Source organism: Bradyrhizobium sp. NBAIM08 (assembly GCF_020193935.1).
GTDB classification, from domain to species: Bacteria; Pseudomonadota; Alphaproteobacteria; order Rhizobiales; family Xanthobacteraceae; genus Bradyrhizobium; species Bradyrhizobium yuanmingense.
Genome location: NZ_JADYVR010000017.1, coordinates 94,972 through 119,627, shown reverse-complemented (window position 1 = coordinate 119,627; position 24,656 = coordinate 94,972). Strand labels below are relative to the sequence as shown.

General features: G+C 57.3%; 21 protein-coding genes. 11 read left to right on the top strand and 10 right to left on the bottom strand.

Annotation, left to right across the window (positions count from 1 at the left end; all coding sequences use genetic code 11):
• Positions 1-1,301 precede the first annotated feature (1,301 nt).
• Together I6F37_RS34990 and I6F37_RS34985 are read left to right on the top strand one after the other, a co-directional pair.
• On the top strand, positions 1,302-1,583 hold the full coding sequence (locus tag I6F37_RS34990; RefSeq protein ID WP_225129964.1) for a helix-turn-helix domain-containing protein: 282 nt from the start codon (positions 1,302-1,304) through the stop codon (positions 1,581-1,583).
• A gap of 135 nt (positions 1,584-1,718) precedes the next feature.
• On the top strand, positions 1,719-2,654 hold the full coding sequence (locus tag I6F37_RS34985; RefSeq protein ID WP_225129966.1) for a LysR family transcriptional regulator: 936 nt from the start codon (positions 1,719-1,721) through the stop codon (positions 2,652-2,654).
• Positions 2,655-2,915: 261 nt separating this feature from the next.
• Here I6F37_RS34985 and I6F37_RS34980 read toward each other — a convergent pair whose 3' ends face one another.
• The 3 genes from I6F37_RS34980 to I6F37_RS34970 all read right to left on the bottom strand — a co-directional run bounded on the left by I6F37_RS34980 (position 2,916) and on the right by I6F37_RS34970 (position 4,092).
• Positions 2,916-3,584: a DUF2285 domain-containing protein gene (locus I6F37_RS34980; RefSeq protein ID WP_225129968.1), complete on the bottom strand. Its 669-nt coding sequence runs from the start codon at positions 3,582-3,584 to the stop codon at positions 2,916-2,918.
• Positions 3,502-3,696, bottom strand: a complete 195-nt coding sequence (locus I6F37_RS34975) for a DUF6499 domain-containing protein (protein WP_225129970.1) — start codon at positions 3,694-3,696, stop codon at positions 3,502-3,504. Before I6F37_RS34975 ends, I6F37_RS34980 begins: the two co-directional genes overlap by 83 nt.
• Positions 3,697-3,858: 162 nt before the next feature.
• Complete coding sequence (locus I6F37_RS34970; RefSeq protein ID WP_345944132.1) at positions 3,859-4,092, bottom strand: DUF2285 domain-containing protein; 234 nt, start codon at positions 4,090-4,092, stop codon at positions 3,859-3,861.
• Positions 4,093-4,737: 645 nt separating this feature from the next.
• Here I6F37_RS34970 and I6F37_RS34965 point away from each other — a divergent pair.
• A complete protein-coding gene (locus tag I6F37_RS34965) occupies positions 4,738-5,019 on the top strand; it encodes a helix-turn-helix domain-containing protein (RefSeq protein WP_225129974.1) in 282 nt (93 codons plus the stop codon).
• A gap of 920 nt (positions 5,020-5,939) precedes the next feature.
• Here the strand turns inward: I6F37_RS34965 and I6F37_RS34960 are convergent.
• From I6F37_RS34960 to I6F37_RS34940, 4 genes are all read right to left on the bottom strand, one after another.
• Positions 5,940-6,827: a TauD/TfdA family dioxygenase gene (locus tag I6F37_RS34960; RefSeq protein ID WP_225129976.1), complete on the bottom strand. Its 888-nt coding sequence runs from the start codon at positions 6,825-6,827 to the stop codon at positions 5,940-5,942.
• A gap of 2,937 nt (positions 6,828-9,764) precedes the next feature.
• The gene (locus tag I6F37_RS34950) at positions 9,765-12,011 is read right to left on the bottom strand and encodes a di-heme-cytochrome C peroxidase (RefSeq protein WP_225129978.1); all 2,247 of its coding nucleotides are present in this window, start codon (positions 12,009-12,011) and stop codon (positions 9,765-9,767) included.
• A 68-nt stretch (positions 12,012-12,079) separates the two neighbouring features.
• Entirely contained in the window at positions 12,080-13,450 is a 1,371-nt protein-coding gene (locus tag I6F37_RS34945) for a hypothetical protein (RefSeq protein WP_225129980.1), read from the bottom strand.
• Between the two features lie 91 nt (positions 13,451-13,541).
• Positions 13,542-16,739 carry a hypothetical protein gene (locus tag I6F37_RS34940; protein ID WP_225148623.1) on the bottom strand — a complete coding sequence of 1,066 codons (3,198 nt, stop codon included), beginning with the start codon at positions 16,737-16,739 and terminating at the stop codon, positions 13,542-13,544.
• Positions 16,740-17,069: 330 nt separating this feature from the next.
• Here I6F37_RS34940 and I6F37_RS34935 point away from each other — a divergent pair, with 330 nt between their 5' ends.
• The 7 genes from I6F37_RS34935 (at position 17,070) to I6F37_RS34905 (ending at position 20,508) form a co-directional block, all read left to right on the top strand.
• Complete coding sequence (locus tag I6F37_RS34935; protein ID WP_225129984.1) at positions 17,070-17,441, top strand: hypothetical protein; 372 nt, start codon at positions 17,070-17,072, stop codon at positions 17,439-17,441.
• Between the two features lie 243 nt (positions 17,442-17,684).
• Positions 17,685-18,236 (top strand): hypothetical protein, encoded by a 552-nt coding sequence (locus I6F37_RS34930; RefSeq protein ID WP_225129986.1) that lies wholly within the window; start codon positions 17,685-17,687, stop codon positions 18,234-18,236.
• Positions 18,237-18,456: 220 nt separating this feature from the next.
• Positions 18,457-18,708, top strand: a complete 252-nt coding sequence (locus I6F37_RS34925; RefSeq protein WP_225129988.1) for a hypothetical protein — start codon at positions 18,457-18,459, stop codon at positions 18,706-18,708.
• Positions 18,709-19,012: 304 nt separating this feature from the next.
• On the top strand, positions 19,013-19,240 hold the full coding sequence (locus I6F37_RS34920) for a hypothetical protein (protein WP_225129990.1): 228 nt from the start codon (positions 19,013-19,015) through the stop codon (positions 19,238-19,240).
• A 19-nt stretch (positions 19,241-19,259) separates the two neighbouring features.
• On the top strand, positions 19,260-19,559 hold the full coding sequence (locus tag I6F37_RS34915) for a hypothetical protein (RefSeq protein WP_225129992.1): 300 nt from the start codon (positions 19,260-19,262) through the stop codon (positions 19,557-19,559).
• A gap of 141 nt (positions 19,560-19,700) precedes the next feature.
• Complete coding sequence (locus tag I6F37_RS34910; protein ID WP_225129993.1) at positions 19,701-20,180, top strand: DUF5681 domain-containing protein; 480 nt, start codon at positions 19,701-19,703, stop codon at positions 20,178-20,180.
• Positions 20,164-20,508 carry a hypothetical protein gene (locus I6F37_RS34905; protein WP_225129995.1) on the top strand — a complete coding sequence of 115 codons (345 nt, stop codon included), beginning with the start codon at positions 20,164-20,166 and terminating at the stop codon, positions 20,506-20,508. Before I6F37_RS34910 ends, I6F37_RS34905 begins: the two co-directional genes overlap by 17 nt.
• 890 nt (positions 20,509-21,398) lie before the next feature.
• Here I6F37_RS34905 and I6F37_RS34900 read toward each other — a convergent pair.
• The 3 genes from I6F37_RS34900 to I6F37_RS46045 all read right to left on the bottom strand — a co-directional run bounded on the left by I6F37_RS34900 (position 21,399) and on the right by I6F37_RS46045 (position 23,265).
• Entirely contained in the window at positions 21,399-21,806 is a 408-nt protein-coding gene (locus I6F37_RS34900) for a hypothetical protein (RefSeq protein ID WP_225129996.1), read from the bottom strand.
• Positions 21,807-22,474: 668 nt separating this feature from the next.
• The gene (locus tag I6F37_RS34895; RefSeq protein ID WP_225129998.1) at positions 22,475-23,002 is read right to left on the bottom strand and encodes a hypothetical protein; all 528 of its coding nucleotides are present in this window, start codon (positions 23,000-23,002) and stop codon (positions 22,475-22,477) included.
• A complete protein-coding gene (locus I6F37_RS46045; RefSeq protein ID WP_225130000.1) occupies positions 22,999-23,265 on the bottom strand; it encodes a DUF4160 domain-containing protein in 267 nt (88 codons plus the stop codon). The genes I6F37_RS34895 and I6F37_RS46045 overlap by 4 nt, the downstream gene beginning before the upstream one ends.
• 337 nt (positions 23,266-23,602) lie before the next feature.
• Between I6F37_RS46045 and I6F37_RS34885 the strand changes: the two genes are divergently transcribed.
• The gene (locus I6F37_RS34885; protein WP_225130002.1) at positions 23,603-24,448 is read left to right on the top strand and encodes a DUF3616 domain-containing protein; all 846 of its coding nucleotides are present in this window, start codon (positions 23,603-23,605) and stop codon (positions 24,446-24,448) included.
• Positions 24,449-24,656 lie beyond the last annotated feature (208 nt).

Here is a 24,656-nt window from a genome sequence, read left to right as displayed (position 1 = left end):
GCTTCTTGCCTGATTGATTTTCCGTAGGCACGCGCCCCGCCATTCGTCGCCTTCTTCGGCGCCCAAATCGGAACGCCGGAGCTCGTCATCGAGGTGACATGCGCAGCCACCCTGATTCCGCACGTCGTAAGGTTTTGTCCATATGACCTTCTCGCTGTTCGCTTCTGGCTCGATGATCGGCAGAGGAACAGGAGGACGCTAGGACCCCGCGTCCACTTTGGCACCTACCTACTCTTGTAGTGGACCTGCCATCGTCTGCATGGCACTCGCGATCGACGCGCCCACAGGCTCGTTACGGCTTGTGATTAGCGTAATTGTCCGATTTCGCGGCACTTGAGCCGGCACCACCAACCCATCGAGAGCGTCAATCTGCAGCGCTGGCGCGGCAGGGACAGCGCCGATCCAGTCCCAACCGACCGGCGCCGAGTCGCGCCCGCGCTGCTTCCGGCGTCGGAGAACCGACCCTGGTAGCCGCACTGTCATGCTTTTTCGGGCACGGACACCCGGTCCGCTTGTGCCGGGGGAGATTGACGACCTTTAATTTAGGGACGCGTGTGGTCTTTCAAGCGATCGCTTCCATGCCTCCCGTCTTACCGGCAACATTCTCGGGCTCCGTCATGAGCGGCAGCGTATAAGCCTTTTTCATGCAGCGGATCGGTTTAGACTAGTATGCTGGGCATCTCCAATTTCTCCGCGAAGGTAACGAACCAGGGTAGAAAGTAGCGGACGATCCAACCAATTCAGGTAGGTGATTGGCAGTCGTACTAAGCCTACAACTTGGCGGCACCCTAGAGGGGCGAAGTGTCAGCATTCATACCGAATGGGGCAAGGCTGGTGCCAAGGTTAGCGGCGCGTGGCAGGACAGCGCTTTCCAGGGATTGAGCGCCGAGTCACGTCGCCGTTAACCCTTGACGTCCCTGGCGCGGTAATGGCGCGGTAGGGACAGCGTCTTTGAAGGCTTGCCCACTAGTACAGTAGGTGCCCTGCGGTCCCTCTCGGCAATACCACTTAGTAGCACCGCGAGCGGCTTGGCCCTCACGGGAGCAGAGGTGGCCAGCGACACAGAGGCTTGCGGCATCTGCCAGGAACAGCGCTTTCAGGGTTTCACTACCCGATCGCCGAGCCATCCCCTAGTTTGGCTAGCATGGCGGCTAGCAGGAGCAGCATCGGATTCTTTCCATGGCGCCAGTCGCGTCTGCGCTGCTCTCCGCGTTCTGCAACAACTCTTTTCCAGTCCGATGATGTTTTTATGTAGGTTATAGCCAGTGGTTTGATGACCATCGAAATGGCTGCTTTCGCGCATGAGAGCTCGTGCGCTTGTGGCCTACAATGTGCGCCGGATCCGCGTCCAGCGCGGTATTCCGCAGGAGCAATTGGCCTACGATGCAGGTGTTGATCGCTCCTACATGAGCGGACTAGAGCGCCAACAGGCGAACCCTACAATCGATCTTCTCGATCGGCTTGCCGAGACGCTCGGCGTTGCTGTCTCTGAGCTGTTTGTTCGGCCAACCAAGGGGGCGCCGCCACCCGCTACCTTACCTAAAGGTCGCAAGCCGAAGCCGGCACGCCGCAAAAGGACATAGCCCCATTACAGCACCGAGCTGTCGGCGCAGATCTTCTGCGGTACTGACCCAGTATCAATGGCGCGACGTGGATTTTATGCACAGCCTACCCTTTATACGCGGGAATCCCCCTATGGACATCGAGTAATGTGATGGATGTTCATTCTGGCGCCGGAGCAGACAGTGGCGGCTCAAGACGACGAAGTTCCTTTAAACGCCATCCGCGCTTTTGTGACCGTCGCCCGCGAAGGCAGCGTCACGCGCGCCGCCACCACTTTGAGAACAACACAGAGCTCAGTCAGCCGCTATTTGTCCGTCCTGCGGGACTATCTTGGTGCTGACCTGATCGAGCGGCGTGGACGGCGCAGTGATCTAACCGAGTTCGGGAGGCTATTCGCAAACGCAGTCTCTGAACCACTCGAAACGGTCGGCTTCACCGCGAAGAGAATGCGACGCCGCGCGGACGCAGGAACCAATCGGATTGTCGTCCGTACGTCACTATCGACCTTTGCTTCCTCATTTCTGATTCCAAATCTGCAGACGTTCTCTTCTGAAGTGGGCGACGTTATCGTGGACGTCGTGAGCTCGCTCTCGCCGCCGGCATCTTCGGATGATTTCGATATTTTGATTACACGCGATCTTTCCATCGTCGAACCCGCCGACAGTTGGGAGATCTACAATGAGGAGCTGGTGTGCGTGGGCCCGCCAAATCTAGTCGCAGGCAGAGAGTTTTCGATTGTTCGGTCAACGCCGATACTGAACATCACATCACGTCCTGACATCTTGCCGACGTGGCTGAGGGCGATGAACATGTCCTCAAACGATATACGACCGGGCGCGCGTTACGATCACAATTATCTTGCTCTGCCGGCAGTCATGACAGGAAAATGCCTTCTTGTCGCACCTGAAATCATCGTCAGTGATCTGGTGCGAGGTGGCGCTTTGCAAATCATACCCGGCTCGCGCGCTCAAAGTGGCATGCAGTATCGGGCGTATGCGGTGGATCGCAGCGAGAATCCCGAGATCGCTCGTTCTTTTTGCCGGTGGGTTGCCCGCCTTTGCAAGAAGGCGGCGTTAGCGCAGCATACCTGAAATGTCTCTCTGGATGTCTCAATCAGTCTGCCAGAGTTCGTTGTACCGCCTCAATCCAGAAGAGCACTCAACCTGAGGGACTATCCGAGCAAAACGGTCAGAGTCTTCCGGCGAAGATAATGTCTCTGTTGCACTGACCCCGACGACAGAGGACGGAGTGATAGATCGGAACGCAAACACCTCATCCTACAGCCAATCGAGCGATGCCAGAAGTAGAATTCGTTGCACAGACAGAGACGATGCCATTTGTCGCGCCTCAACTCATGAACTGTCATCCCTGCCGATGCCTTTTTCGAACAATGCTCGGCAGCGAAGGCGCATGAGTCGCCGCCCCAGCTTAACAAGCCGAATGGTTCGGCTGCGCAGATCGTCTGTCTTCCAGCCGCGCTCGGCGATACGATGACTTCCAAAAAGACCTTGCGCGATTTGGCGATAGCTATTTCCTTGCTGCCATCCATCCACTGCGCGTAGCGCAAGAATCAGCCGACGCTGCTTCAAAGTAGGGAGAGCAAGAGGAGGCATTCCGAGCGGCCGACGCTCGAGGGCGAGCCAAAGCCGACGCGCGGCCCCCAAGCGAAGCTCGAAATTCACGTCGAGCGGCAGATCAACGAGGACAACAGATCCACTCGCCGGAAGCTCGCGTAGCCAAAGGCGATGCCTCGTGCCCCCGAGTGGCACGATCGCATGCCATCCATCCGGCGCACGACGAAGCTCGCTGCCTGGCAGATTCTCGAAATCGAGCTGGCAGCTTTCGGACGCAATGTAGCTGGCCGCCCGCACACTCAGCACGGTCGACAGCACCTCGGGTGCCCAGAAGACCGCTTGCTTGTCGAAGGTCTTTTGCGGATCAGCAGGAAAACGAGAGCCCCCACTTGCGTCGGAACTCGCCCGCCGCTGCGCTTGAACGTTCGCGGCGAGATAACCGCTCATATTCCTCTTGGTAGTCGCGATCCCGGCGCAGCCACTCCCATGCCAGGTCAGCAACATCTGCCTTCTCGAGGCCGCTGTACGCTTCCTCAGATCTCCAGTCAGTGTCCGGCATCGCATCTTTCCCGCAAAATCTTCACCGCGGTGAAATGCAGCCGATGATTGTGGCGCTTTCCGGCTGCTTGCGTACGTGTGCGCATCGCGCACGTACTTAATCGATGGAATTATCAACTTTTGCGATTGCTAGGAATTCCGGCGATCCTCATATCCGCTCTGTTCATTGTTTTGGCCAACCGCCACCTAGCAGATCGCGATAACCGTGGCCCGCAAGCCACTTGGCCCGAGCCAGATGACTTTCGAACGTGCGTCGCGTGCGATCCGGTTCAACGGTCGGGTCGAGCCCAAGCACAATGCGCGCGATTTCGCGCCAATCTGCCTTGTCAGCGTCCGCATCAAGAAGTCGCATGTAGGCAACAGCGTGCTCCTTGTCATATGACGTGAGCTCGTCCACGCTGGGCGCCAATTCTGCGATCTTCGGCTCGCCTGGCACTACCTAAAACTCCTACCAAGCTGAAAAATCGAAATCAGAGCAACGATAACTAGTTTGAGGTTGTTTTGATACCTACCCAATTGTCGCACGCCAACCTCCCTTTCGCGCCAAGATGGCAATCGCATATCGGCCCACAGTGACCTGGTGGCTCCATCCTGCGCTTTCCCTCATCGCAGTCCATACTCGAAGTGACTGCAGTTTTGCCCTGTAACTAGGTTGTCCTTGCTGCTCCTGGCGGAATGGCTTGGCGGCCCATGGTGAGTGGCCCGCTCGCACTCGTGAAAGGCATGGCCAGAACGTGTCAACTGGAGAATATCTGTTACCTTTTCGTGCCCCGGCTGAACGCTCGTCCTGTCTAGTCGCGGTCCTGGGGAAAACGCCGCAGGTAACCTCTGAGCCCGACTTCCTCCTCTGGCAAGCTATTGGCCCTCGAGAACGCTTTTGATGGTCGACGAGAAGACGCACGCGCTAACGGCGTCTGCATCTCACCGTTACCTGATTCCTCGAAGCGATTCGGGAGAACCGCCACCGTTTGGGTGCGAGCTTATCGTAATAGTCTGGCTATAACCAGTGGTTTCATAATCATCGGAATGGCTGCCTTTGCGCATGAACGCTCGTGCGCTTGTGGCTTGGAATGTGCGCCGGATCCGCGTAGAGCGCGGCATTCCGCAGGAGCAGTTGGCCTATGATGCCGGCATCGACCGCTCATATATGGGGCGCATTGAGCAGAAAAAAGAGAACCCGACTGTTGATCTCCTGGACCGTATCGCCGCGACGTTGGGTATTCACTTGTCCGAATTGTTCACTGAGCCGCCCAAGGGTGCAATGCCCCCCAAGCCGATGTCCAGAGGACGCAAGCCGGCACGGCTTCGCCGGAACAGGACGTAATTGTCGAGAGAGCCATGTTTCAGCTAAAGACGGGAGCAGGCGAAACGGAGCGGCCACGTGCTCCCTTCGATCTAGGGCCGCCAATTGCCATCGCCCGCCCCAGCCGATGCCGCGCCAGCACGGTTCCGCTTAGCGCCCCGCTCCCCCCGGAGCGGCGTATTATATAATGTGAGTATCCTCGAAAAATGAACGCTTGCGCCGCTCGCGTAAACCTACGGACAACCGCTCAAGCCTGAGGTTTCCGAAGAGTCTGTTTGGAATTGTGGTCGGAGTGTCGGGTGCGGTTCGGGATCGCAAGGCCCAACAAAGAGACTTCCGCAATGAAGGACTTGCTACCCTGGCCTGTTGCGCAAGAGCATGGGAGCAGACCCGTTCTCCAGAGCTGTCGGGCGGAGGATCAAGCTGGTGCTCGAGGATGGTATCTTCCGCTGGCCGAAGGTCGAGCATGGTGCGATGCGCTTGCCGAGAGGTAATTGTAGACGCTGCTGAGAATCTCGACTGGCAGCTTGTTCTTGGAGACACGTAAGACGCCGGCACGAACGCGACCGGGATAGTTTCTGCCGGCCCTGCGCGATGTGAATCAAAATCATCGGATGCGTCGCCGGATGGGCGAATATGCTGAATTGGTAGTGAGCAACACCCGGACTTACTTTCCGAGACGATGAGGGCGATGCCGCTCGGTAAGCAAGAGCCAACGGCTGTATCAGATCATCAAAAATGCAGCGGCATCGGTTTGGCCGGAGAGAGAGCGATGCCTGAAGATGAAATGCAGTTGGGCCTGGAAGAAGTCGAGGAGGCGGCAGCTGCGCCCGTTAGCCGGTCCCGGGGAAATAAGAAGCGGGGCTCCGCTCGACGTCGCAGCGCCGCAACTTGGTCTTGGGTCACCAGGCGTCTTACGACATCCGGAGGTGCAGACAATCTCAGGCAGCCTTTGCAGCCCTTGATTTCGGCCGCTTCACGTGCGGTACGCCGGCGTCAATCGCACGCTGCTCCATCGCCCAATGAGGACTGCCGATTTTGTTGGCGAGGTACGGCTCAGTCGCGCGATTGTCCCAGATTACGATGTCGCCTGATTTCCCGTTCCAGCGCACCGTATTCCGCGGCGCGACAAGATACGACTGCAGCCGCTCAAACAGTCTTTGACTAGGATAGCGCTGCAGACCGACGAAGTTCTGCACGGAGCGTCCGAGCCAGAGCATACGTTCGCCGGTCTCGGGATGAACACGAACGACCGGATGTGTCGTTTCGTAGATCGTTCCGGTGGATACGCCGCCCCATGGCCGCTTGTTGGATTCGGTGGCCCCCTCTGTCGGAGTGAGATCGGATGCGACGAAGCTCACAGCCCAGAGGTTATCTGCAAGCATCCGCAGGGGATCGGGAAGATCAAGATAAGCTGCCGCCGTGCTCGACCAAGCGATGTCCCCGCGAAAAGGCAGGATCGATGCATCCCGCAGCACTGAAGTTGTTGCGCGGCCGGCACTGAAGACGACCTCATCCTTCACCTGGTCGATATGACTGCGGGCGCGATCAGGCACCGTCTTCCCAACTATTAAACCTCCCCTTGTGTCCACCATGGCGGGATTCGGTATCAGTGAGCCGAGCCGAAGCAAAAAACGCTGTTGCTGGGCATCATCGAAATCTCCCTGATCACGGAAGAAGATGACCTTATGCTCTAGCAGCAGCCGGTAGAAGGCTACGATGACCTCGTCTGGCAAATCCTCCGACAGCGTACTATTCTTGATTTCGGCACCAAGCCGGTCCGCGTGCTTGACGATGTCTGCTCGCGGGATGACGTTATCAACAGTCATTGTGCCACACATGTCGGCGCCTCTCTCCGTGGATGTCTAAACAAGCCCCGTGTTTGGTGGTCGTGCCTGGCGACAATCCCGCCAAGGCGGTCTTGAGGACACGGATCCGAATTGTCTGAGCGTGGGTCATCACTCCCCACAATTAGGCGGCTGATTTTTGATACACACCACCAGCATCTTAGGATCTCACTCCCTCTGCGCGCCGATGCGTCCAGTGCCGTTCCCATCGAAGGACACTCGCATATCGGGCCACCAGATCGATTTGCTGCCTGATCAACAGTGCAGATCATAGACGCAATCCATGTCCAGTCCATGAAACGAAACCAGCTTTCTTTTCGAGCTTGCGTAACGTTCGCCTCGTCTCAGAACTCGTGCTTGAAAAATCTGCGAAGGACAATTGCGTCGTCACCTCACGCGACCGGCATGGCCTCATCCGCCAAGAATTGAACTCGTTCGCGGCCTGCGCTCGCGAAGCGGATACGACAGGACGCCTCGCCTCGGTAAGCTAATTCTATCTTAAGGCGTATATTATATCTACAACAACCCCAACGAGTCCGCAATCACTTCCTCGCGACTTGGAGTTGTCCAATGCGCGTCGTCTTTTCATCGGCTGGTTGATTGGGTTGTTCTTCTTGCCGAGCAGGAAAGTCGCGCAAAATGTGAACGCTGCAACTCCCATTGCAGCTAAACAACGGACTCAATCCCTCGATTTGCGAAATCTGCGCGTGTCACCGAATGCAGGTCGTCAGGGCTGTGACCTACGTACCTGGCTCTGTCCGGAGGCGTAGATTTTCCTTACGGCGCGCAGCTTGTTTTAGCTTCCTGGCAGTTGACCGCACAAAATAGAGACAGAGCGCGGCCCCCGGAGGAATACCGTGCGCCGCCGAGACAATGCAGCGACTTCGCGCTCTCACATTGCCAGCCGCAAGTACTGTCAGGCTATTTTTGCCCCTATCGGCAGCACGAGGCTGAAGGCAGCGCCTGATCTAAGATCATGAGCCAGGATCCAACTTCCTAAGATCGCCCTGCTTTCGTCTAATGGCCTTAAGGCGCGTGAACATGATCACACACGCACCAAAAATGCGGGATTTCAGAGAAGACGATGAAAGAATGCACCAGCTGCGCAACAACGCGCCAACGCGAACGAGCCATCATGCAAGATGCGCATCGCCGCAACAAAGATACTTTTCAAGAACCTGAGATTCGTCACAGGCCGCAGTAAACTCCGTTAAGCTTGCTTGCTTGTGTAGAGAAGCCGCTTGTAAGAGCTGCTAGATGGCGCAAGCTATGCGACAAACGAAGAGCGAAGTCTGAACTTGATCGCCGGCGCCCAGCAGGATCTGCGATGCAAGCAGCCGACGCTTTGCCGGTCTTCTCGCCCTTTCCGTTCGCTTGCTCCGGGTTGGCTCGCCGATCAGGTCAGGCGCAACGTGTTTTATCACGTCGCCCCCTTGCGCCCGATCACAACGAGCCTTCGTGCAGGGCCCGCTCCCGAAGATCCAGCGAGTTTCCAGCACTCTCCGCGCGATCCGATCCGAAGTCAGCACCGCGCGGCATGTAGCAGCCGGAGGATCTCGACCGGCCGGAGTGACAGTTCGCGACAGTTGCTCAATGGTTCTAATCCGTCAACGCGACATCGCAAGGCTTGATATTTTTTCCTTGAGCCTCCGGCGCGCTTTCGTCCCACCAGCTAGAATAGTTTACTCGAACTTGCGCTGGTCGCCGTCTCTGCCCACCAAATCGCCCAGGTTCTTTGCGGGTGCTTGGTCAATCGCCGGATGCCACTATGATCCCGCTTCGCGAGATCCGCTGGCCAACCCTGAATTGATTCCGTTTACGACAAATGCCGTTTCGCGCGCTTAGCCGTTCCGGGTCAGCTTCCACGACAGCGCGCTCCCTGAATGGTTTCAGTTCGCGGGCGCTTTGCTGATGGATTCGGATCGGCGTGCTTAATCCTGTTTGGTTGGGCCGGTAGGTTCGCCGGCACCGCTACTTTCGGATGAAGATCGACGAGAGCCTTGCTGTAGCCACATCGAGGGAGCACTGGTCAAGGCGTTCTGCCCAACTTGCCTGAGAACTTCGACGGACGTCTCGCCGCGAGAGGCGGCTTCTAGAATTTTGGAAGCGACGTGCGCTCGGATGCCGGTCTCCTCACGCGACAGCCCCTTGCACACTTCATCCAGAATTCGACGGAGACAGGCGGTGGTTTCGGAGTTGAGCATAGAAGGTCTCCTCCAATGGAGCGGTGCAATGACTGCACAGCACGGCGAATTTCACGACATAAATACTATCAACTGCCAATGTGAACGGCGATGGAAATGGCTCTTAAACATCTTCACTTAAGGTTGCATGATCATACAATGAAGAACGTCGCGCGTCATCAAGTCCGGTGTCTTTAGCGAAGATTACCGACATACTCGGGTAAGTCGTTCGATAGCCTGATGGTCTTGTCCGCGCTAAGCTGGGCCTCGTGGTTGAACATGTCAGCTCGTGGCGCATCATCAATGATCGGCGACTTATTCGATGCCGTGAACCCGACAAGCTCTGTCGATGACGCTAGACTAGTCCGCGCGCGCCATCCAGTTCACGTTCTGAGTAGATTTCTGCGCACTCTGCACCCAGCTCGAGCGCGGGAGCGCCTCCTCAGTTAGCAGCACCGAAGAAGATCACGGCTCTACTCCTGATTAAGGCTCTAATCCTGGCCAGAGTTCAGCCTTCTGATCGAATTGATCAGCCAAGCCCGGCGCGCCCCGGCATGACGCGCAATCGAATCAAGGACCGCCGCCGTCATCCGATCCTCGAAGGGAATTCCGGCAACTCCCCCGCAGGACCTTGAGTGACATGTCCTCAAGGATAAGTTTACGAAGCGTTCCCAAGAAAATCGACTTGGTTCTGCCGTAGGGCGACGAGCGCCGAGCTTCCAGCGTGACGGCCTCCTTATAGCGTCTTCAAATACTCTAGAAGCGCCCGCCGTTCGGCGTCGGTTAATTCTGGCCCGATGACCCCAGGCGGCAGCTTCGTTACGTCCGTTTCCTTGCCCTCAAAAGAATGCCCGCGATTGCTATTCCCAAGCAAAGATACGTTGAAGTCCGTCAGCCCGGCCGCGCAGGCGTCGTTCGCTCGTACTTTCGCAACGAGCCCGACGTCAACAGGATCGAATTTGCGGCTGCCCACGCAGAAAGAGCTCGGCCGCCGACCCTGCGGCAATAACATGTCCTTCAGCGTCGGCACGGATCCGTTGTGCAGATACGGAGCCGTTGCCCAGACGCCGTCCAACGGACGCGCCCGGTATTGAGGTTCAAGGGCAAGGACATCTTCGTCCTTGCTGTTACGGCGCACCCGCGCCCCAACGTATGCTCGCGGGTTTTGGCAATTCTTCCTCGGCCCCCACATCTGCTGCTTGGTGTTTTCGGAGGAGTTGTTCGCGAGGTTCCATTGATCGATCGTCTTGCCCACGACATCCATCAGCGCGAGCACAAATAAGGGGTTTGGCGCCGCATCGGCCGGAAGGCCGCATCCCCAGGCTTTGTTCAGGTCATCGATCGGATTGAGGCCGAGTGAGGCAGGTAAGTGAACACGCCGAGTTGTCAGGACATTGGATTGTTGGCGATCAGTGCCGATCGCGTTCACCGGCAGCTGAGCGACGTTGAAATAGTGGCGTCCGCCGATCTCCACCCAATTCTTCTCGCCCTTGACAGAGCGATCTGGGTTCTCCGGCTTCCAGAACGAATCTTCCGGCCACTTTGCTTCGAATGCGGGATCGTTGACGGGCCCTCGGTGGCATTCAAAGCAGTGCGAGCGATAAAGATCGCGACCTTTCTCAACGAGTTTCTCGTCAATGGCCCAGGCCGGGTCGCCTCGGAACCTGTCCTGCGCATCCTTCCATCGTGGCGCGACAAGCCCGTTAAATTTCCTGCCGCTTGCCTCAGCCGACGAGAAGGGATCGGTACCGCGCAAAAGCTCCTCAAAACGCGCAATGTCCGCTAGATGGATGGATGATTCAAATAGCGGCCGTCCCGGCGCCGGCGCCCTCATATTGATTTTCGCGCTGACGCCGAGCGCTTCGCCTGAATTGCGAACAAGCTCGTTGAGAACAGAGGCGTCATACTGCGCCCAAAGGAAGTACGGCGTGTCCCAGATTGGCGGAAAACTCACAGGAGCGTCGTTGCGCGCGAAGTTGCCCTTCAGGAGCGGATCTGGGAGTTCTCCGCTCGCTGGATCGAGAAAATTCGTGTAGAAGACCTGGTTGCCGATCCGGTTCAAGGCATCAAGCCGACCGAAACCCTCGTCGAGGTTCGTCACTCCCTGCCTCGTCAAAAGGCTATCGTTTGCGGCCTTTTGCTTCTTGATCTTTTGAAGTGCGCGCTCCAGATCACCTCGAAGCTTCTTGCGGTCGACGCTTCGAGCTTCAATGCTTTCCAGCCGGTCGGCGAAGCGCTCAAACCGCCACGGCAACATCAGCGTATAGCCGATCGATAACCCAATGACCCGTTCAACCTCGCCAAGATTGACCATCGCGGGCCCACCATCGTAGCGAATGCTGACATTCTTGTACTCGAGATGACCTGTATGACAGGCGGCGCAGGTTAGTCCGATCTGATCTTCGTAGAAATCTCCCGTTGTCGGGTCGACGCCCCCTTTCAGGATCGCGAACCCCACAGGCAAACCATTTGCATTGTCAGGCATGCTCGCTGTCCAAGTGGAGCTAGCGCCCTTGGCGTCCTCCTGGTAGCCGTACGCGGGTGAGCTAGCGTCAAAGTCCTTTGAGCTCGGACTTGGGATGAAACCAAGGCGACGCAGATACTCGTTGTCCGTCAGGCTCGTGTAGCGGACCGACAACTCAGGACGTTCTAGAGCCAGGAACCATCTATAGGGCACAGGAATAGTCGCCGTGCCTTGGGACGTGTGGTGGAACCAGTAACGCTGCCGCGCACTCCAGTTCTGCGGCAGCCAGTATGCGCTATCGATCTTCGATGGGGCGGGCAGCGTCGCGGGCAGCAATTGGGCAACCAGATTTGCGTCATTCTTGACCTTGAGCGCCGCATCGCGAAGCTTCTCCGGTACGAAATACGCCATCCCTATTGACGCCGCCACGACGAACACAATCGCGAACAAGAGACCGACGACATGAGGCCACCGCCTCACCACGCCACCCACCCAAAGGTTGAACGAACGTGCCCCCATCCCAAAATTCTCCTTAATCTCAGATGCGCCTGCCGCCGCGCGAGCGCGCCGGCCAGCGATGGCGCTTATTACTTGTTCAGCAATTGGCTATTGATGAAGGTGACGACGTCGGTGGTCTCGGCTGCCGCGCGTCGCGTTATGGTCGCGGCCGCTGGGCCACCATGCAGGAATGAGGGGAACCAACCGAAATTGCGAACATTCCAGTCTTCTTTCGGTAGAACGGCTCGGTTCACGCCTGACACCGCGAAGCCTTGCACGTTCCTGGCCAGCGACTGGGCGGTTTCGGTGTGACAGCTCACGCAGTCCGTATTGAAGAAATGACTCTTCTTCGTGTCGGCAATGACATTGACGATCTCGAGTACGCGGCTATTTGGCACCTTGGCATCGATGAAATCGGCTGTCGAAACACCCTTACGATTGGCAAGCGGCAGAGGAGGATTCTGTAGCGCCGCGTGGCGACACGTCGTTGGATTCTGGTTATTCGTGACAGGCCGCGGGACCACGTGCGTCTGGCCTACGATGCTAAACATCTGCGCGGCATGAAGGCCGTCGAGCGTCGGGCCAGGCACTGGTATCAACCCGGCCTGCGGGACCCTCAGCATCGAGACGAAAACCCAGGGTTCGGGCGGCGAAATCCCCATGACAGCCATGGTGTTGAGGCGCTGCGGCGAGAGATGCTTTTCCAGCAAAGCTTTGAGGGCATCACGAAACGGTTTTGCGGATGCACCGATAAGGCCCGGGTGCACGTTCATGTCACCGGTAGTCGAGACCTTGACATTGCCGAACTTTCCCGCCGCAAGTTGATCACGCAATGATGCAACGTCACGAACGATTGCCTTGAAAGCTTGATCGTCAGGTTTAAATCGCGGGAATGGCCCACAACCATCAAGAGGTGAATCAGGCTCGAGGTTGAAACTGAAGATAAGATGACCGGCAGTGTCATGGACCTTCAATCCCTGGGGTCCATTGGTCACCGGCTGAATGATCAGGCGGATTTGCGGTTGCCGGCCAAACTGGGCGATGACATCAGTAGATAATCCCGGGGCTCCCGGATCGATCCGGATGCCCGCAACGAACCAGGCATCGATCTTTTTCACGATATCAGGCAGCTGAATGCGGCGTGTGCCCGAGTCCGGCACGCCTTCGCGTTCTGGATTTTCGGCGTTTGCAATGAAACGCGAAAAATCCTCATCGGACAAAAGCCGCTGCGGAGCCCCAGTGGGGCCGGCGAGGTCGGACATCGCGATCAGATTGACGAGGTCTGCTGGCGCTTTCGGTGGAGGAAACAGGATGGACACGTCGTTGGCCGAAAGCGGCTTCGATGGCGTCTCGGCCCTGGCTGTTCCTGCTCCCAAGGCAACGGCGACGATCAGCCCCGCTGCGGACAGACTTGTAAACAGCCGACCAAGTTTTGACCGGCGGATTTCACCCTTTGCCATCGTCAGCAATTCCCCTGTAAGACTAAACAATCGAAAGTCCGATCTACAACGCTTTCAGTCACATCCCGCCCGCGGCCCGGTATCAGGATGTTTACTCGCTGCCGTAAAATTTACTCTGCAATGTCTTGAGTTGGGTAGGATGTAACGCCTCTTCAATGCAGCCGAGAAACATCTGGCTTCTTGCATAGACACGCTCCCTATCGGTTGGGCCATGCTCCATGTCGGTTTGCAGCGCGCGCACGGCGATCCAGTCCTTCGAGGGATCCTTGAGCAACTCAAACAACGTTCGGTTCCGATAGGGATGAAGCCGAAAGTGAGCGAAGGCGACCTTGGCTGAGATCTTCGCATCGCGCAGTGCATCGGGAAGCGTGAGGAGATCAAGCCCGGCCAGTTCTCCGATCTCTTGCATTTGGTTCTGCGCTTCCTGATATTGCTCGCGTCCCACCAATTGATACATTCCTCGTGGACGAAACAGCCAACCGTCGTCCGTCCCCACCTGGTTTCCGAACGGGTTGCCCTCGTAACCAAGAACAAAGTTGGCCAATTCCTTCGGATGGTTGAGCAACGCCTCCATGCCGACGGGCGATTTGTTCGCGGCCGCAAGCTCGGCATTGTTCTTTTCTATTCGGTCGCGCCATTTACGCGGCAGTTGAGAGACCGCGCTGTAAGAGAAGTCTTCGCTGCTTCGTGTAAAATCGGCGCTGTCGTAGGAGATTGCCCCCAGGATATAGGCCAGGATCCGTGGATCGCGCTCGTCGATGCGGTCCCATTCCTGCAGCAAAGCCTTAACCTGCTCGGCCTGGAAATACGCCATATAGCTCTTTCGATATGGCGGCACGGGTGCAGGAACTGGCGCATGATTCTTGATCGATTCCGCCAGTTCATGCTCGTACGCAGAGACTTTATCCTGGTATTTCTGATAGCCACGCTCCTGCAACCACTTGCTCTCATAGCAAGCAAGTAACGGCTGCGGCTTGATCTTTGAAGCGGGCCTGTATTCCTTCTCCAACTCATCGGCGTAAGCAGCCTTTGCAAGCTTGGCATCCCTAAGTGCCTCAAATGCAGATGCGACGGATCCGTTCAAGAGATGAAATAATTTCACTTGCAAGCAATCCGCGTTGCTCTGCTTCTTGCGGGATTGATCGAAGTCATCCTTCGGCACACAATCCCAAAAGCGGCCGCTGCTTAGCGAAATGATATCTTCGGTTTTCTCAGATAGCGTCCAACCAAGCGGCAGGTTGTAAAACGAGCCTGTGATGTCTATTCGACCGAACGTTGGAAAGCGTTGCACGCTAGGCGTTACATCGCTCGTTGGCCGACGATCGATATTGTTCGCGTGGTCGAGCGCAACATAGGTTCGAGAGGTTCGCGTGCTCAAGAGCGCGCGCACCGGCTCCATGAGCTCACCGAACTTGAAAGAGCCGTGGTCTCCAAACTGACCGCTCACCAGCGACAGCAGATAAATCCGGAATTTTGGCGCGTCAGAGGTGCCCTTGATGCTCTTGAGCCGCTCAATCAAATCGAGCGCGGTCTCTATTCCGGAATTCTCGACATATCCGCCGTCCACGAGGCGGGCCTGCGGATTGGCGGTAATACAATCGTTCCGCAAGGAGACCGTCGCTGCCGGCGTCACCCATGGAAACCGAGCGCTGGTAAAGGCCGCGGCACTAAGCGGAATCCGCAGCGAGTGGCTCTTGACACTTTGATCGGCTCCTGTGCCGGCACGATCAAGCATCGAGAGAATACAGAGGTCTTTGTCTTTCACGTGGAGCGGGTCGATATCGAATGGCGAGATCACAACGCGCTTGCCGCTACCGGCATCCGTCGTGTTCAACAACAGCGCCGGCATATTGTTGGAAGGTGTCCAATGTGACTGAAAATCGGCCTTTAGCAGATTGGATTGGTCGCCAACACCCTTTTGGTTCTTGAGCATTCTGTCTGCAGCATTCTCCAGCGTGTACTCCAGAAAACGCGCGCGATCAAAACTTGGGATAGCGAACGGAGAAAACAGCTGGGTGAAGTCGGTAAATAGAAAACCGGCAACCAAGGGCGAGAGAAAATCAGTCTCCAAGATGCTTGCAACGCGCTGTTCCACCTGCCCGGGGGCATCGACATCCTCGGCCCGGCCGACGCCGGCCAGAAAGTCGGCGATCTTCGGGCATGTCTTTGCGTCGGGAGCGACCGTATCAAGTGGCGCCTTGTCGGCATGAAGCGCAGCTGCAAAGATTGCCGAGCCGACACTCCCCCCGGAGACGCCGCTTATCGCAAACAGATGCTGCCGAAATGCCGGACAGAGATCCTGCATCCTGGCAAGAAAGCGCGCCGCATTGTTGGCTGCGTAGATGCCTCCGCCCTGGGCAGCCACAATGAACACCGGATATTCTCCGAGCCTCTCGGCCTCGGCCAGGCGCGGTTTTTGCCGAAGCCAATCCCGAAATGCTTCGACTGCAGAAGTGCGCATGTCTTCTGATGGGCCGGTTGCTCCGGCCACGCTGCGTAGCCCGTGGTCATCGCCTCCGAACAATGAGGCAACCACGAACAAGCCGCCAAACACAACCGGTATAAAAGGAAAATTGAACCTGATCGTCAGTAGTGCAAAGTGGGTGGTGAGACCGGCCACGCACATCGCAAAGAGAGCGATTACGCCGAACGATCCGACGAATTGTGCAAGTCTGTCCGGAAACAAAACGAACCCGGTCGTCAACAGGGCGATGCCGCCGATCGTGAGCGCGAGAAATCTATAGCGGATGAAATAGGCGATGTTCGCCCGGTTCGCGAGTGCCGCCGAGCGATGTTTTGATCCCATCTGCCAAGCGAATACGACAAACGAGGCGAGCAGGATCAACATGGCAAGCGCAAGGATGAGTAGCATGTTCCGCTCGAAGGCGAGCGCTTGGTCCTGAATGCGGAAGATACTCCCGACCTCCTCGACCTCTCCGATCTTTTCAGCTGGCCGCGAGGCGAGTTGACCTGCCGTCGCGGCGATGATCGGCAACGCTCCGAGTACAATGGGTGCAACTTTGATACAAAGCGCCACGGTCCCCCTAGCGGGCGGGATATGAGGCAGGGTTGCGGCGCTAAGCTGAAAAGCGGCCGCCCAGATCGTAAGCGCAATCACGCCCACGGCGACGAACTCCTTGAGCGTTACCCACCCAATATCGTCAGCGGCTATCCGGTAGAGCTCTTGAATCTGATCTGGCAAGTACAGCAATATTGAAATGAGGACCGAGAAGACAGCAATCCACCGCAGGTTGCGCAGTAATGTAAAGAGCTGCTCGCGCACAGTCATCCCGTCAATTTCCCATACTGTCATCGGAGATAGTCCTGAGCGAGCAAATAGGCTTGGATTTTAGAAATTCGTACCAGCCCTCGTCGAGGGCCTGCGCGGTAGATAGCGGGCGGCCCGCAACAAATTGAGCGGAGATCTCCTATCGGACACCGACCCGAAAATTGAGAACATAACCTACAGTAGTGGCGCGATTTATCGAATATTCTCTTGAATCGTCAAGAGATTTTCGATGCTGAGGATCAAAACCCGTGATGTCGATGTTTCGCGCTGTCGATCCGCCACCTTGCGCATTTTTTCTTCACTCGTTTGTTTAGAACGCAATAAAGCCGCATGCCCCACCTCACTCCCGTGATCGGTCGATGGCAGGTCGTCATTACCGGACGTGGGCTTCAATGCTTACGGACGCGCGGACCGCGTCAGGCAATCCGCTACTTACTCGGCGGCGCCCAGTCCGGCGCAAAGCAGATCGCTTCCAATGATCTGATCGGTCAGCCCACATGGATTCAGGCACCGTCGATCGCCTTCAAAACCGTGATGCGCGCGGACTTGAAAATCGGCGATGAAATCCGGATGCCAAAGACGCTGATTACGAACTCGCAGCAGACCATGTCGTCGTTGATCTACCAGAGTGCTGCGCAGCAAGGCACCTTCCTTTTGTCGTCGATGCACCACTTGGGCAATGATAGGCAGCTGGACGGTTAGAGCTGGGTGACCAAGTTCAACGCCTTCCCGAAAACAGCGCAGAGCACATAGCGCTCGCGATTGAAAGCATCAAAATGCGCGGAAGCCGCAAGGGCACCAACCAAGGTGCTCCCTATCATCCGGGAGCCATGAGCATGGCGGCGCACCTATCTCTGGGAGTAAGGAGTCGGAGTGCGCCAAAATGCAACCTTTTTCGGTAAAGCCTTGGCGTGTAGAATGTGTAGGATCACTTGAGGATCCGCGATGGCAGCAGAAAGCATCAGCATCTTGCCTTCTATCGTATCCGGCGTGTTTGGTTTCGTCGGAGTATTGGCGGGCCTTGGATGGAATGCGCTTCAAACGCCAAGAACGGAGCGTCGCTTGCGCGAGAACACACGGACCGTACTACGCACCTCGCTCAAGGCCGAACTCACCAGTCTGGCGAACTTGATGAGATCAGAGATCGCTTATGTTGAGCGCAACGACTTCACCTGGATTCCTCTGGTCGACAGCTTCAAGGTATATATTGCCAACATCCAGAACTTAGGATTGCTTACACCAATCGAGGTTCAGAAAATTACAGAAGCATATTATCAGTACCAGGAGAGCGCGGGATATGTCGCCCGGATCGCCAAAGATCAGCCCGACAAGCCAGCAATCGGCAGACATATCGAGTTTGATTTCACGAAGGCTGAAGCCCACACGAGAAATGACCTTATAAACACGCTCACAGACATTGTGACCAAGGCCGATGAAGCGATCCGAGAACTTGAATCTCAACTGAGTGCCAAACCCCTTCAAGCCGCGCGTCGATGACGGTCATCGCTGCCTCAAATGAGAGCATCGTCTTCTCGTCGAAGTGCTGCGCGGCCGCTGTTTGTCGTTACGCACTCCGCGACGCATGGACACATGACGCACCGGCCGCGGCTGATCGAGTACATCGGTCGCTCAGTTGTCCGAAAATCCCAGGCGCCGACAGCACAGGGAGCGCGGCGGGGCTGCCCGGAAGGGAAGCAACTCTTAGAGGCACTAGTACATGCCAGACGAGAAAGATGCCGCGACATTCAAGCAGATGGTCGACGCCGCCGTCATAAGGCTCGCGGGCCTGCCCGATGATCGGATAATCGTTCAGCTCGAGCGGATCGTGAGCGCATTCGAGCAAGTGGTGCGCGATGGCTCGCCGGAGGTATCGACATTGGCTTTGGAAAAGCTGCGCAATTACTTCCTCGCTGAGATTAGCCAACAGCTCAAACAATTGAGCGGCGGCGGAGCTCCGGGAAGAGCGTAAGACTCTCGCGGATTTAATGGCCCCGGCGCGCGACCACTCACGCCGGGGCCAACGAGAACGATCGGCGGTACGTCCGCGCTAAGTCGGGTCTCTAAAAAACCGCCCCGCCGTTGCCGGCACGTCAGCACGACGGAGCGGTTGGGCTGGAAAGAGGAGATCCGGATCAGCGCGAATGATCATGCAGGATGTGTGCTGACAGATCAACTTGCGCGCTTGTTACCCTTATTCGCGAGCGCGCGGGATTTGCAGTAGGTTCAATCGACGCAGGGACGCACTCACACACGCACTCCCAGGAGATCCACGAGTGAATCCCGAAGCACTTCTTCCTGCGAGTAATGCGATCGCCGAAAGCTCGCGCGCCGACGTAGCGAAGGTCGGCGAGCAGATGAACGCGAAATACGACGCGCTCGATGGTGAGCTGAAGCAGTTCAAGTCCGACGCTAAGAAGAAGGACGAGGACGACGGCGATCCGATGGGCAACGATCCGGACGAAAGCACAGCGCACTGCGGCCGGCTCCGTCTCGCGCTCTGAAATCGAACTCTTCTCGCACGTGCGCGAGCTGCAGCTTCGCCAACCAGTCCATCAGACGCCGGCTACCCGCAATGCATTTGCCGATTTGCGGGCCAGGGCCGACGTCGCGTACGTCGCGCTCGGCGAGCGCGCTTCGCTTCCGATGATGAACGGAAGCATTCTCGATTATCAGGTCAGGCTTAACCGCGCTGCAGCGGCATTCCAAAAGTGGAAAGACACGGAGCTTGCAGTGATCGCGCGGGATAGCTCCACGCTCAACACGGTGTGCGACCAGATGCGCGCCGAGCGGTTGAGTATGGTCTCAACCCGCCAGACCTGAAACCGTTCGAGCACCGCATGATCCGCGAGACGCTGCCGGGTGGTCACCAGGCGACGCGCTTCCTCGGCAACGGTACCATCTTCAAGCAGATGTCGCGTCCGGTTCGGCACGTCGCCTTCATCGGAACCCGCAACTGAAGCCGTGACGACGGAACGTTCAGCTGCAGCAAATGCAGCGCCAAAGCAGCGAGTCCGCGGCCGGCCCTTTCCGAAGGGTCGTTCTGGAAATCCGGCAGGCAAACGGCCAGGGACTCGTCACGCGACGACAGTCCTGGCCGAGGCGCTGATGTCGGCTGACCTCGAAGCCGTGGTCGCTAGGGTCGTCAGAAAAGCGAAGGGCGGCGACATGGGCGCAGCTCGATTGATCTTGGACCGGGTCATGCCGCGGCGCCGGGGCCGCCCCGTGCGGTTTCCGCTGCCGCGGATGAAAACTACGGGCGACGTTGTGGCCGCTTTGGATGCTGTCACGGCAGCCAAGGCGGACGGTGAGCTATCGCCGGCCGAGGCCATGGAGGTTTCTGCCGCCATCGAGATGCAACGCCGCGCGATCGAGACCGCCGACATCGAAGCGCGCCTCGCGCAACTCGAACAAAGGACCGGAACCAATGACGAAGAAGATTGAAGCTCGGCTCGCCGCGATCGAGCGCAAGCTCAACGCGAAGCGCCACCCGACCGACAAGGCTTTCCGGATCTTGTTCGTAGAAGGCGGTCCACCAGGGCCGATCAGTTGGGCCTACGCCGGCACTCTGAGGTGGAAGCGCGAAGCGAACGAGAATCTGGAGGAATTCGCCAAGCGGGCCGCTGATGCGGCCTATGTCGCCGGAGAGACGGCCTTGACCGTGGGCGGACTACCGAGAGGTGACGAGCGGACTTCGGAAGCTTCGATGATTGGTGGCAGACGATTGCTCCGCACTACAGCGACGTGCCACCGCAAGAGGCGCCGCGGTTAGCGCCGCGGCAATCGCAATTTGGAGTCGGCCGGTGAACGAACGCCGGCTCGCGAAGGCGGGTTATGCCTACAGTCGCACCTTCAAGGATCCGGCCCCCCAATCGTCGAGGCCGATTACCAGCCGGTAACCCTTCAGAAGGATCCGGAGCAGATCCTCGCTCTGATCTTCGCCCGGCTCGGGCGAGATTACGGCGGCTCGGTGGTTGGCGGGCCGACGGGCGTCCGGATTAGCGGCACCAGCGGGCTGACGCTTACAGTCATTCGGCGCCCTACTTTCCCGGCCGGGTTCATCCTGCGACGCCTCCGGACGCGCTGGCCCAAGAACGCGCGTGGTGGTCGAAGCGATAGGTGGTTGCCAGTTAGGTTACCCCGGAAAGGTCAAAAGGCACCGAGTACAACAAAGCCCCACCATCAGCCGTACTGAATGTTGCGCTCAATCGCCTTCGCGAGGTTCGCCTTGGTCCTCTCTCACCAAGATCGGCATGACGTTCACAATATACGGTCCTCCCATTTTGTCTGACGATCCCGTAATGGTGAGCGAGCCAGAATCTTCGTCGAATGTGTACTGTTGCCAACGCGCTTCGAAGCGAAGGTGGAAGTCGTCAACATGTACCCTATGTGCTTCCTCAATATCGACTCTCCCATCGTCCGGGCCGCTGTGAGATATGATTGTTACGTCAGAGCGAAATAGCCGTGTGTTACCCCTCCATCGGTACTCTATCGACGCGGGAAATGAGGCGAACCCGGCCGCTTGGTTCGATTGCCAACCATCGCAGTCTCGCCAAAAACGCCTGAAATTCGCCAGAGCATTGAAATTCGCACGCTGGGTTCCTGGGGTCGGCCGTTTCATCTGGCAGCTCCTTCTCTATTGCAACAAACGCGTGCCACGACTTACCAGCGCACCCGTCCCATCATGCGTTTATTCGCATCGATGATCGGAATTGTCCGAGCCTTCCGATGTTCGATCAACTGCTGCGGCCGTCGCCAAGTGTACCGCGCGCAGCCCAGAACATCGAGTATCGCCGGGGTTCGGCGCGCGAAGAAACGCCGCACGAAGGGCATGATCCCATTCTCCAGACCAACCGCACAGGTGTCGTATTGCGCCGGGTAGCCGCTCAGCTCGGATTCCGTGTTTAAGATTCGGGCGTCGTTATAGTCTCCGTCGAGCGTGATTTCCCATCCGGTCGGAATGTCGGCGGCACGGGAGAGGCCGGCCCCCAACAGGAGCGCAAACACGCCCTTGCTCTCGTAGATGGAGAACGCGAGTTGCGTAAGGGGATCGTTCGTCAAAAGCGGCATTCAGGACCTCAGCAGGATCTGTCGCGCGGTATTCCGGCTTGCGAGTGTTTCATATTTTGAGATTGTGACCGTCGTCCGTGACGCCAAAGAACCGAAACGAGACCGTCGCACTGGTTGAGGTGCATCGTCCGATCCTTGGCGGGCAGACTCCCTGCGAGATGCCTTGCGTATTCATGCACCATCTCAATTTTTTGCGGATTTAAGTGTCAACGTCAGACCCTGTGTTTTCGCGCATACTCAGCCAAGCGCTGATATCGATTGTCTTTTCGCAACCCCGGTATCGCTTGCACGATAGCCTCCAGGCACTTCACAAGTTCTCTGGGAGCCCAAGGCTGATCACTGATGATAGCGTCGAGCAAACGCAATGCGGCTTTGGGAAATCGGGCGCACAGTCCTGACTCATCCAGCTCGTGCACAACATGGTGGGGATGCTCCAGGGGCTGCAGCCAGTCCAGAACCGCGCCTAAGGTTGAAGCAAACCCGCGATGCTCAGGACAGCCAGCGAGTCCGCGATGCTATTTGAAGCAAGGTTTCGGGACTTGGGCCAGACCTCTTGCCAGAACGGGCGAACGCGATTCTTCCAATAATCCTGGCGCTGCTTCCTACGAAAAACGGGCTCGGATACGAACAAGTCCGGAGCAGCACATGCTGTGGCAGATCAATAGAATTTAAGCCGTCTTGTTGTTTTTAGCATGCTCATCCTTTTCAACCTTCTCAGCCATAGCTTTGGCCCGTCGATACGCGTCGAAACCATAGCAAGCCCAAGCCACGATCCGGGGGATAGGGCCGGTTGTTGCGTAGGTCGCAATCTGGCGTCGACTGCGTCCAAGATGGGCCGCAGCCGCCTCTTGAGTCAGGTTGTTGCGCGCGAGAAAAGTTGCAAACTCCTTGGGCGTAATGATCTGCTCAGCTAGCGCATAGATCATATCCGCCGACATCGTGAGATCATCGCCACCATCCCAAATGACCGCGTCCCCATCGTTGTCGACAAGGCGCGCCGTCAAAAACCGGCCTTCCTCACGAAGCGGTTTGTAGATTTTGTAACTGAAGATTATTGGACTGATATCAATAGCATCCTCCCGCCCGGCGCGTGGACCATCCGCCGACTTCACGGCGATGGTGTAGGGAGCGAAGGGCTTAATCGATGCCATGCGAGGAAGCGGAATTCCGCTATCGATAGTCTCATTCTCGCTCATTTAGCCTTCTCCACTCTGCTGCCAGAAACGCTCGATTTTCCGCCTTCTTTGCGCAGGCGATTACTTCGTCTAGATCCTTCTTCGATGCCTTCCCTAATGACACTTAGCGTCACCAAATCGATAAGTGCGTTCGAATTCGGCCCTTTGATGTGGAAATGAGGCGGGTTATGGTCTCCCGGATAAATGTATATCTTACCGCTGAACTTCGTCGAGCTTTGGCCGACCTGCCTGGCAACGCCCTCTTTCGTGGTCAAGTGGCTCACTATGAGAAGAACGGAATTACATCTGTTGTCACATCGTTCGACAGAAAGGGCTGATTCCCAGTGAAATGGTCAAATGGTGCCAATATGCGAGCAACGTGCTCGAGGCTTTCATTGGGAACTCCGTTTCCTCATTAGACTTCACTCAAGCATTGCCGCAGACGTCCACGCTCAAACCGTCCCGACAGTAAAGCCTGTCGCGGGCCCGTGGGAAGCCGGACAATTCATCTTCCCGTCGCATGCCAACAAAGCACGGAAGTCGCTCAGCGGAATAGCCTGCAATACAGGGGCCGGCAGCCCCTGCCTAGTCGTTTTCGACGAGGGTACGCTGGCGCACTACGTGGTCGTCTCGTCCTCGGGCTATGTGATCGACAATGCGGCTGTACCGCTCCGATCCTCGGACGAGGAACTGGACGCAGAAGGGGCGACCACCGACGGCAAATATTTCTACGTTACGGGCTCCCATTCGGCAAAACGCAAGACCTGCGAGAGCAATCCGGGGAGCCGGCATGTTATCCGGTTCGCTATCGACCCCACGAGCGGAAGGGCAAAACTGGATACCTCGCAGCACTTCGCCGACTACAAGGATACCGACGCCCTCTGGCGTTTAATGAGCTCCCTACCCGCATTGTCGGACAGCATCGGCGAGCAGAAATGCCTGAGAACCGAGCCGCCCGAGAAGGCTCCCAACCTCAAAGGGCAACGAGGCGTCAACATCGAAGGCGTCGCAATACGGAACGGGACTTTGCACTTCGGCTTTCGCGGACCGGCGAAAGATGCAAGAGCGCCGATCCTCTCGGTAGATGCCGTCGCACTATTCGAATCCGACACACCGAAGGCGGACGCCACGTTGGTCGAAGTCGGCGAAGGCCGCGGTATAAGGGATCTGGTTCAAGTGAATGACGGCGTACTGGTCCTCGCTGGCCCCGACGACGATGTCGCCAATGAGAAGGCCGGTTGGATCCTGGGCCTGTGGGATGGCGTTCACGCCGACGTGGCGAAACTGAAAAACGTTACCGGCCTTGGACTCGATGATGTCAAGCTCCGCAAGTGCGACGATGAGCTCAAGCCGGAGGCGTTGGCGGTGTTGCGAGACGTCAGCGACGAATATGAGCTGGTAATCTTGGCGGATGGTATGTGCGACGGCGGACCTTTGAAATTCGTGATCCCACGAAAGCCGCACTAAACTCCGTTCTCGACTGTAAGGGAAATGCCAAGAGCTGGGATCGACGCCAAGATTCCGACGCTTTGATCACGTTGTCCTATCGAGAGGACGCCGCGGGGTCGCGGCATCAGATTTGGCAATCCGTCCAAGGCCGACGCGACGAAAATGCCAGTTAGCATCACCTGGAGGACGCGGCTGTGACTGGCGTGGCACAATTTATTCCAGTCAC

Coding starts and splice junctions, on each gene's coding strand:
- I6F37_RS34990 (WP_225129964.1), top strand. CDS start 1,302: ATGAGAGCTCGTGCGCTTGTGGCCTACAATGTGCGCCGGATCCGCGTC.
- I6F37_RS34985 (WP_225129966.1), top strand. CDS start 1,719: ATGTTCATTCTGGCGCCGGAGCAGACAGTGGCGGCTCAAGACGACGAA.
- I6F37_RS34980 (WP_225129968.1), bottom strand. CDS start 3,584: ATGAGCGGTTATCTCGCCGCGAACGTTCAAGCGCAGCGGCGGGCGAGT.
- I6F37_RS34975 (WP_225129970.1), bottom strand. CDS start 3,696: ATGCCGGACACTGACTGGAGATCTGAGGAAGCGTACAGCGGCCTCGAG.
- I6F37_RS34965 (WP_225129974.1), top strand. CDS start 4,738: ATGAACGCTCGTGCGCTTGTGGCTTGGAATGTGCGCCGGATCCGCGTA.
- I6F37_RS34960 (WP_225129976.1), bottom strand. CDS start 6,827: ATGACTGTTGATAACGTCATCCCGCGAGCAGACATCGTCAAGCACGCG.
- I6F37_RS34950 (WP_225129978.1), bottom strand. CDS start 12,011: ATGGGGGCACGTTCGTTCAACCTTTGGGTGGGTGGCGTGGTGAGGCGG.
- I6F37_RS34945 (WP_225129980.1), bottom strand. CDS start 13,450: ATGGCAAAGGGTGAAATCCGCCGGTCAAAACTTGGTCGGCTGTTTACA.
- I6F37_RS34940 (WP_225148623.1), bottom strand. CDS start 16,739: ATGACTGTGCGCGAGCAGCTCTTTACATTACTGCGCAACCTGCGGTGG.
- I6F37_RS34935 (WP_225129984.1), top strand. CDS start 17,070: ATGCCCCACCTCACTCCCGTGATCGGTCGATGGCAGGTCGTCATTACC.
- I6F37_RS34930 (WP_225129986.1), top strand. CDS start 17,685: ATGGCAGCAGAAAGCATCAGCATCTTGCCTTCTATCGTATCCGGCGTG.
- I6F37_RS34925 (WP_225129988.1), top strand. CDS start 18,457: ATGCCAGACGAGAAAGATGCCGCGACATTCAAGCAGATGGTCGACGCC.
- I6F37_RS34905 (WP_225129995.1), top strand. CDS start 20,164: ATGACGAAGAAGATTGAAGCTCGGCTCGCCGCGATCGAGCGCAAGCTC.
- I6F37_RS34900 (WP_225129996.1), bottom strand. CDS start 21,806: ATGCCGCTTTTGACGAACGATCCCCTTACGCAACTCGCGTTCTCCATC.
- I6F37_RS34895 (WP_225129998.1), bottom strand. CDS start 23,002: ATGAGCGAGAATGAGACTATCGATAGCGGAATTCCGCTTCCTCGCATG.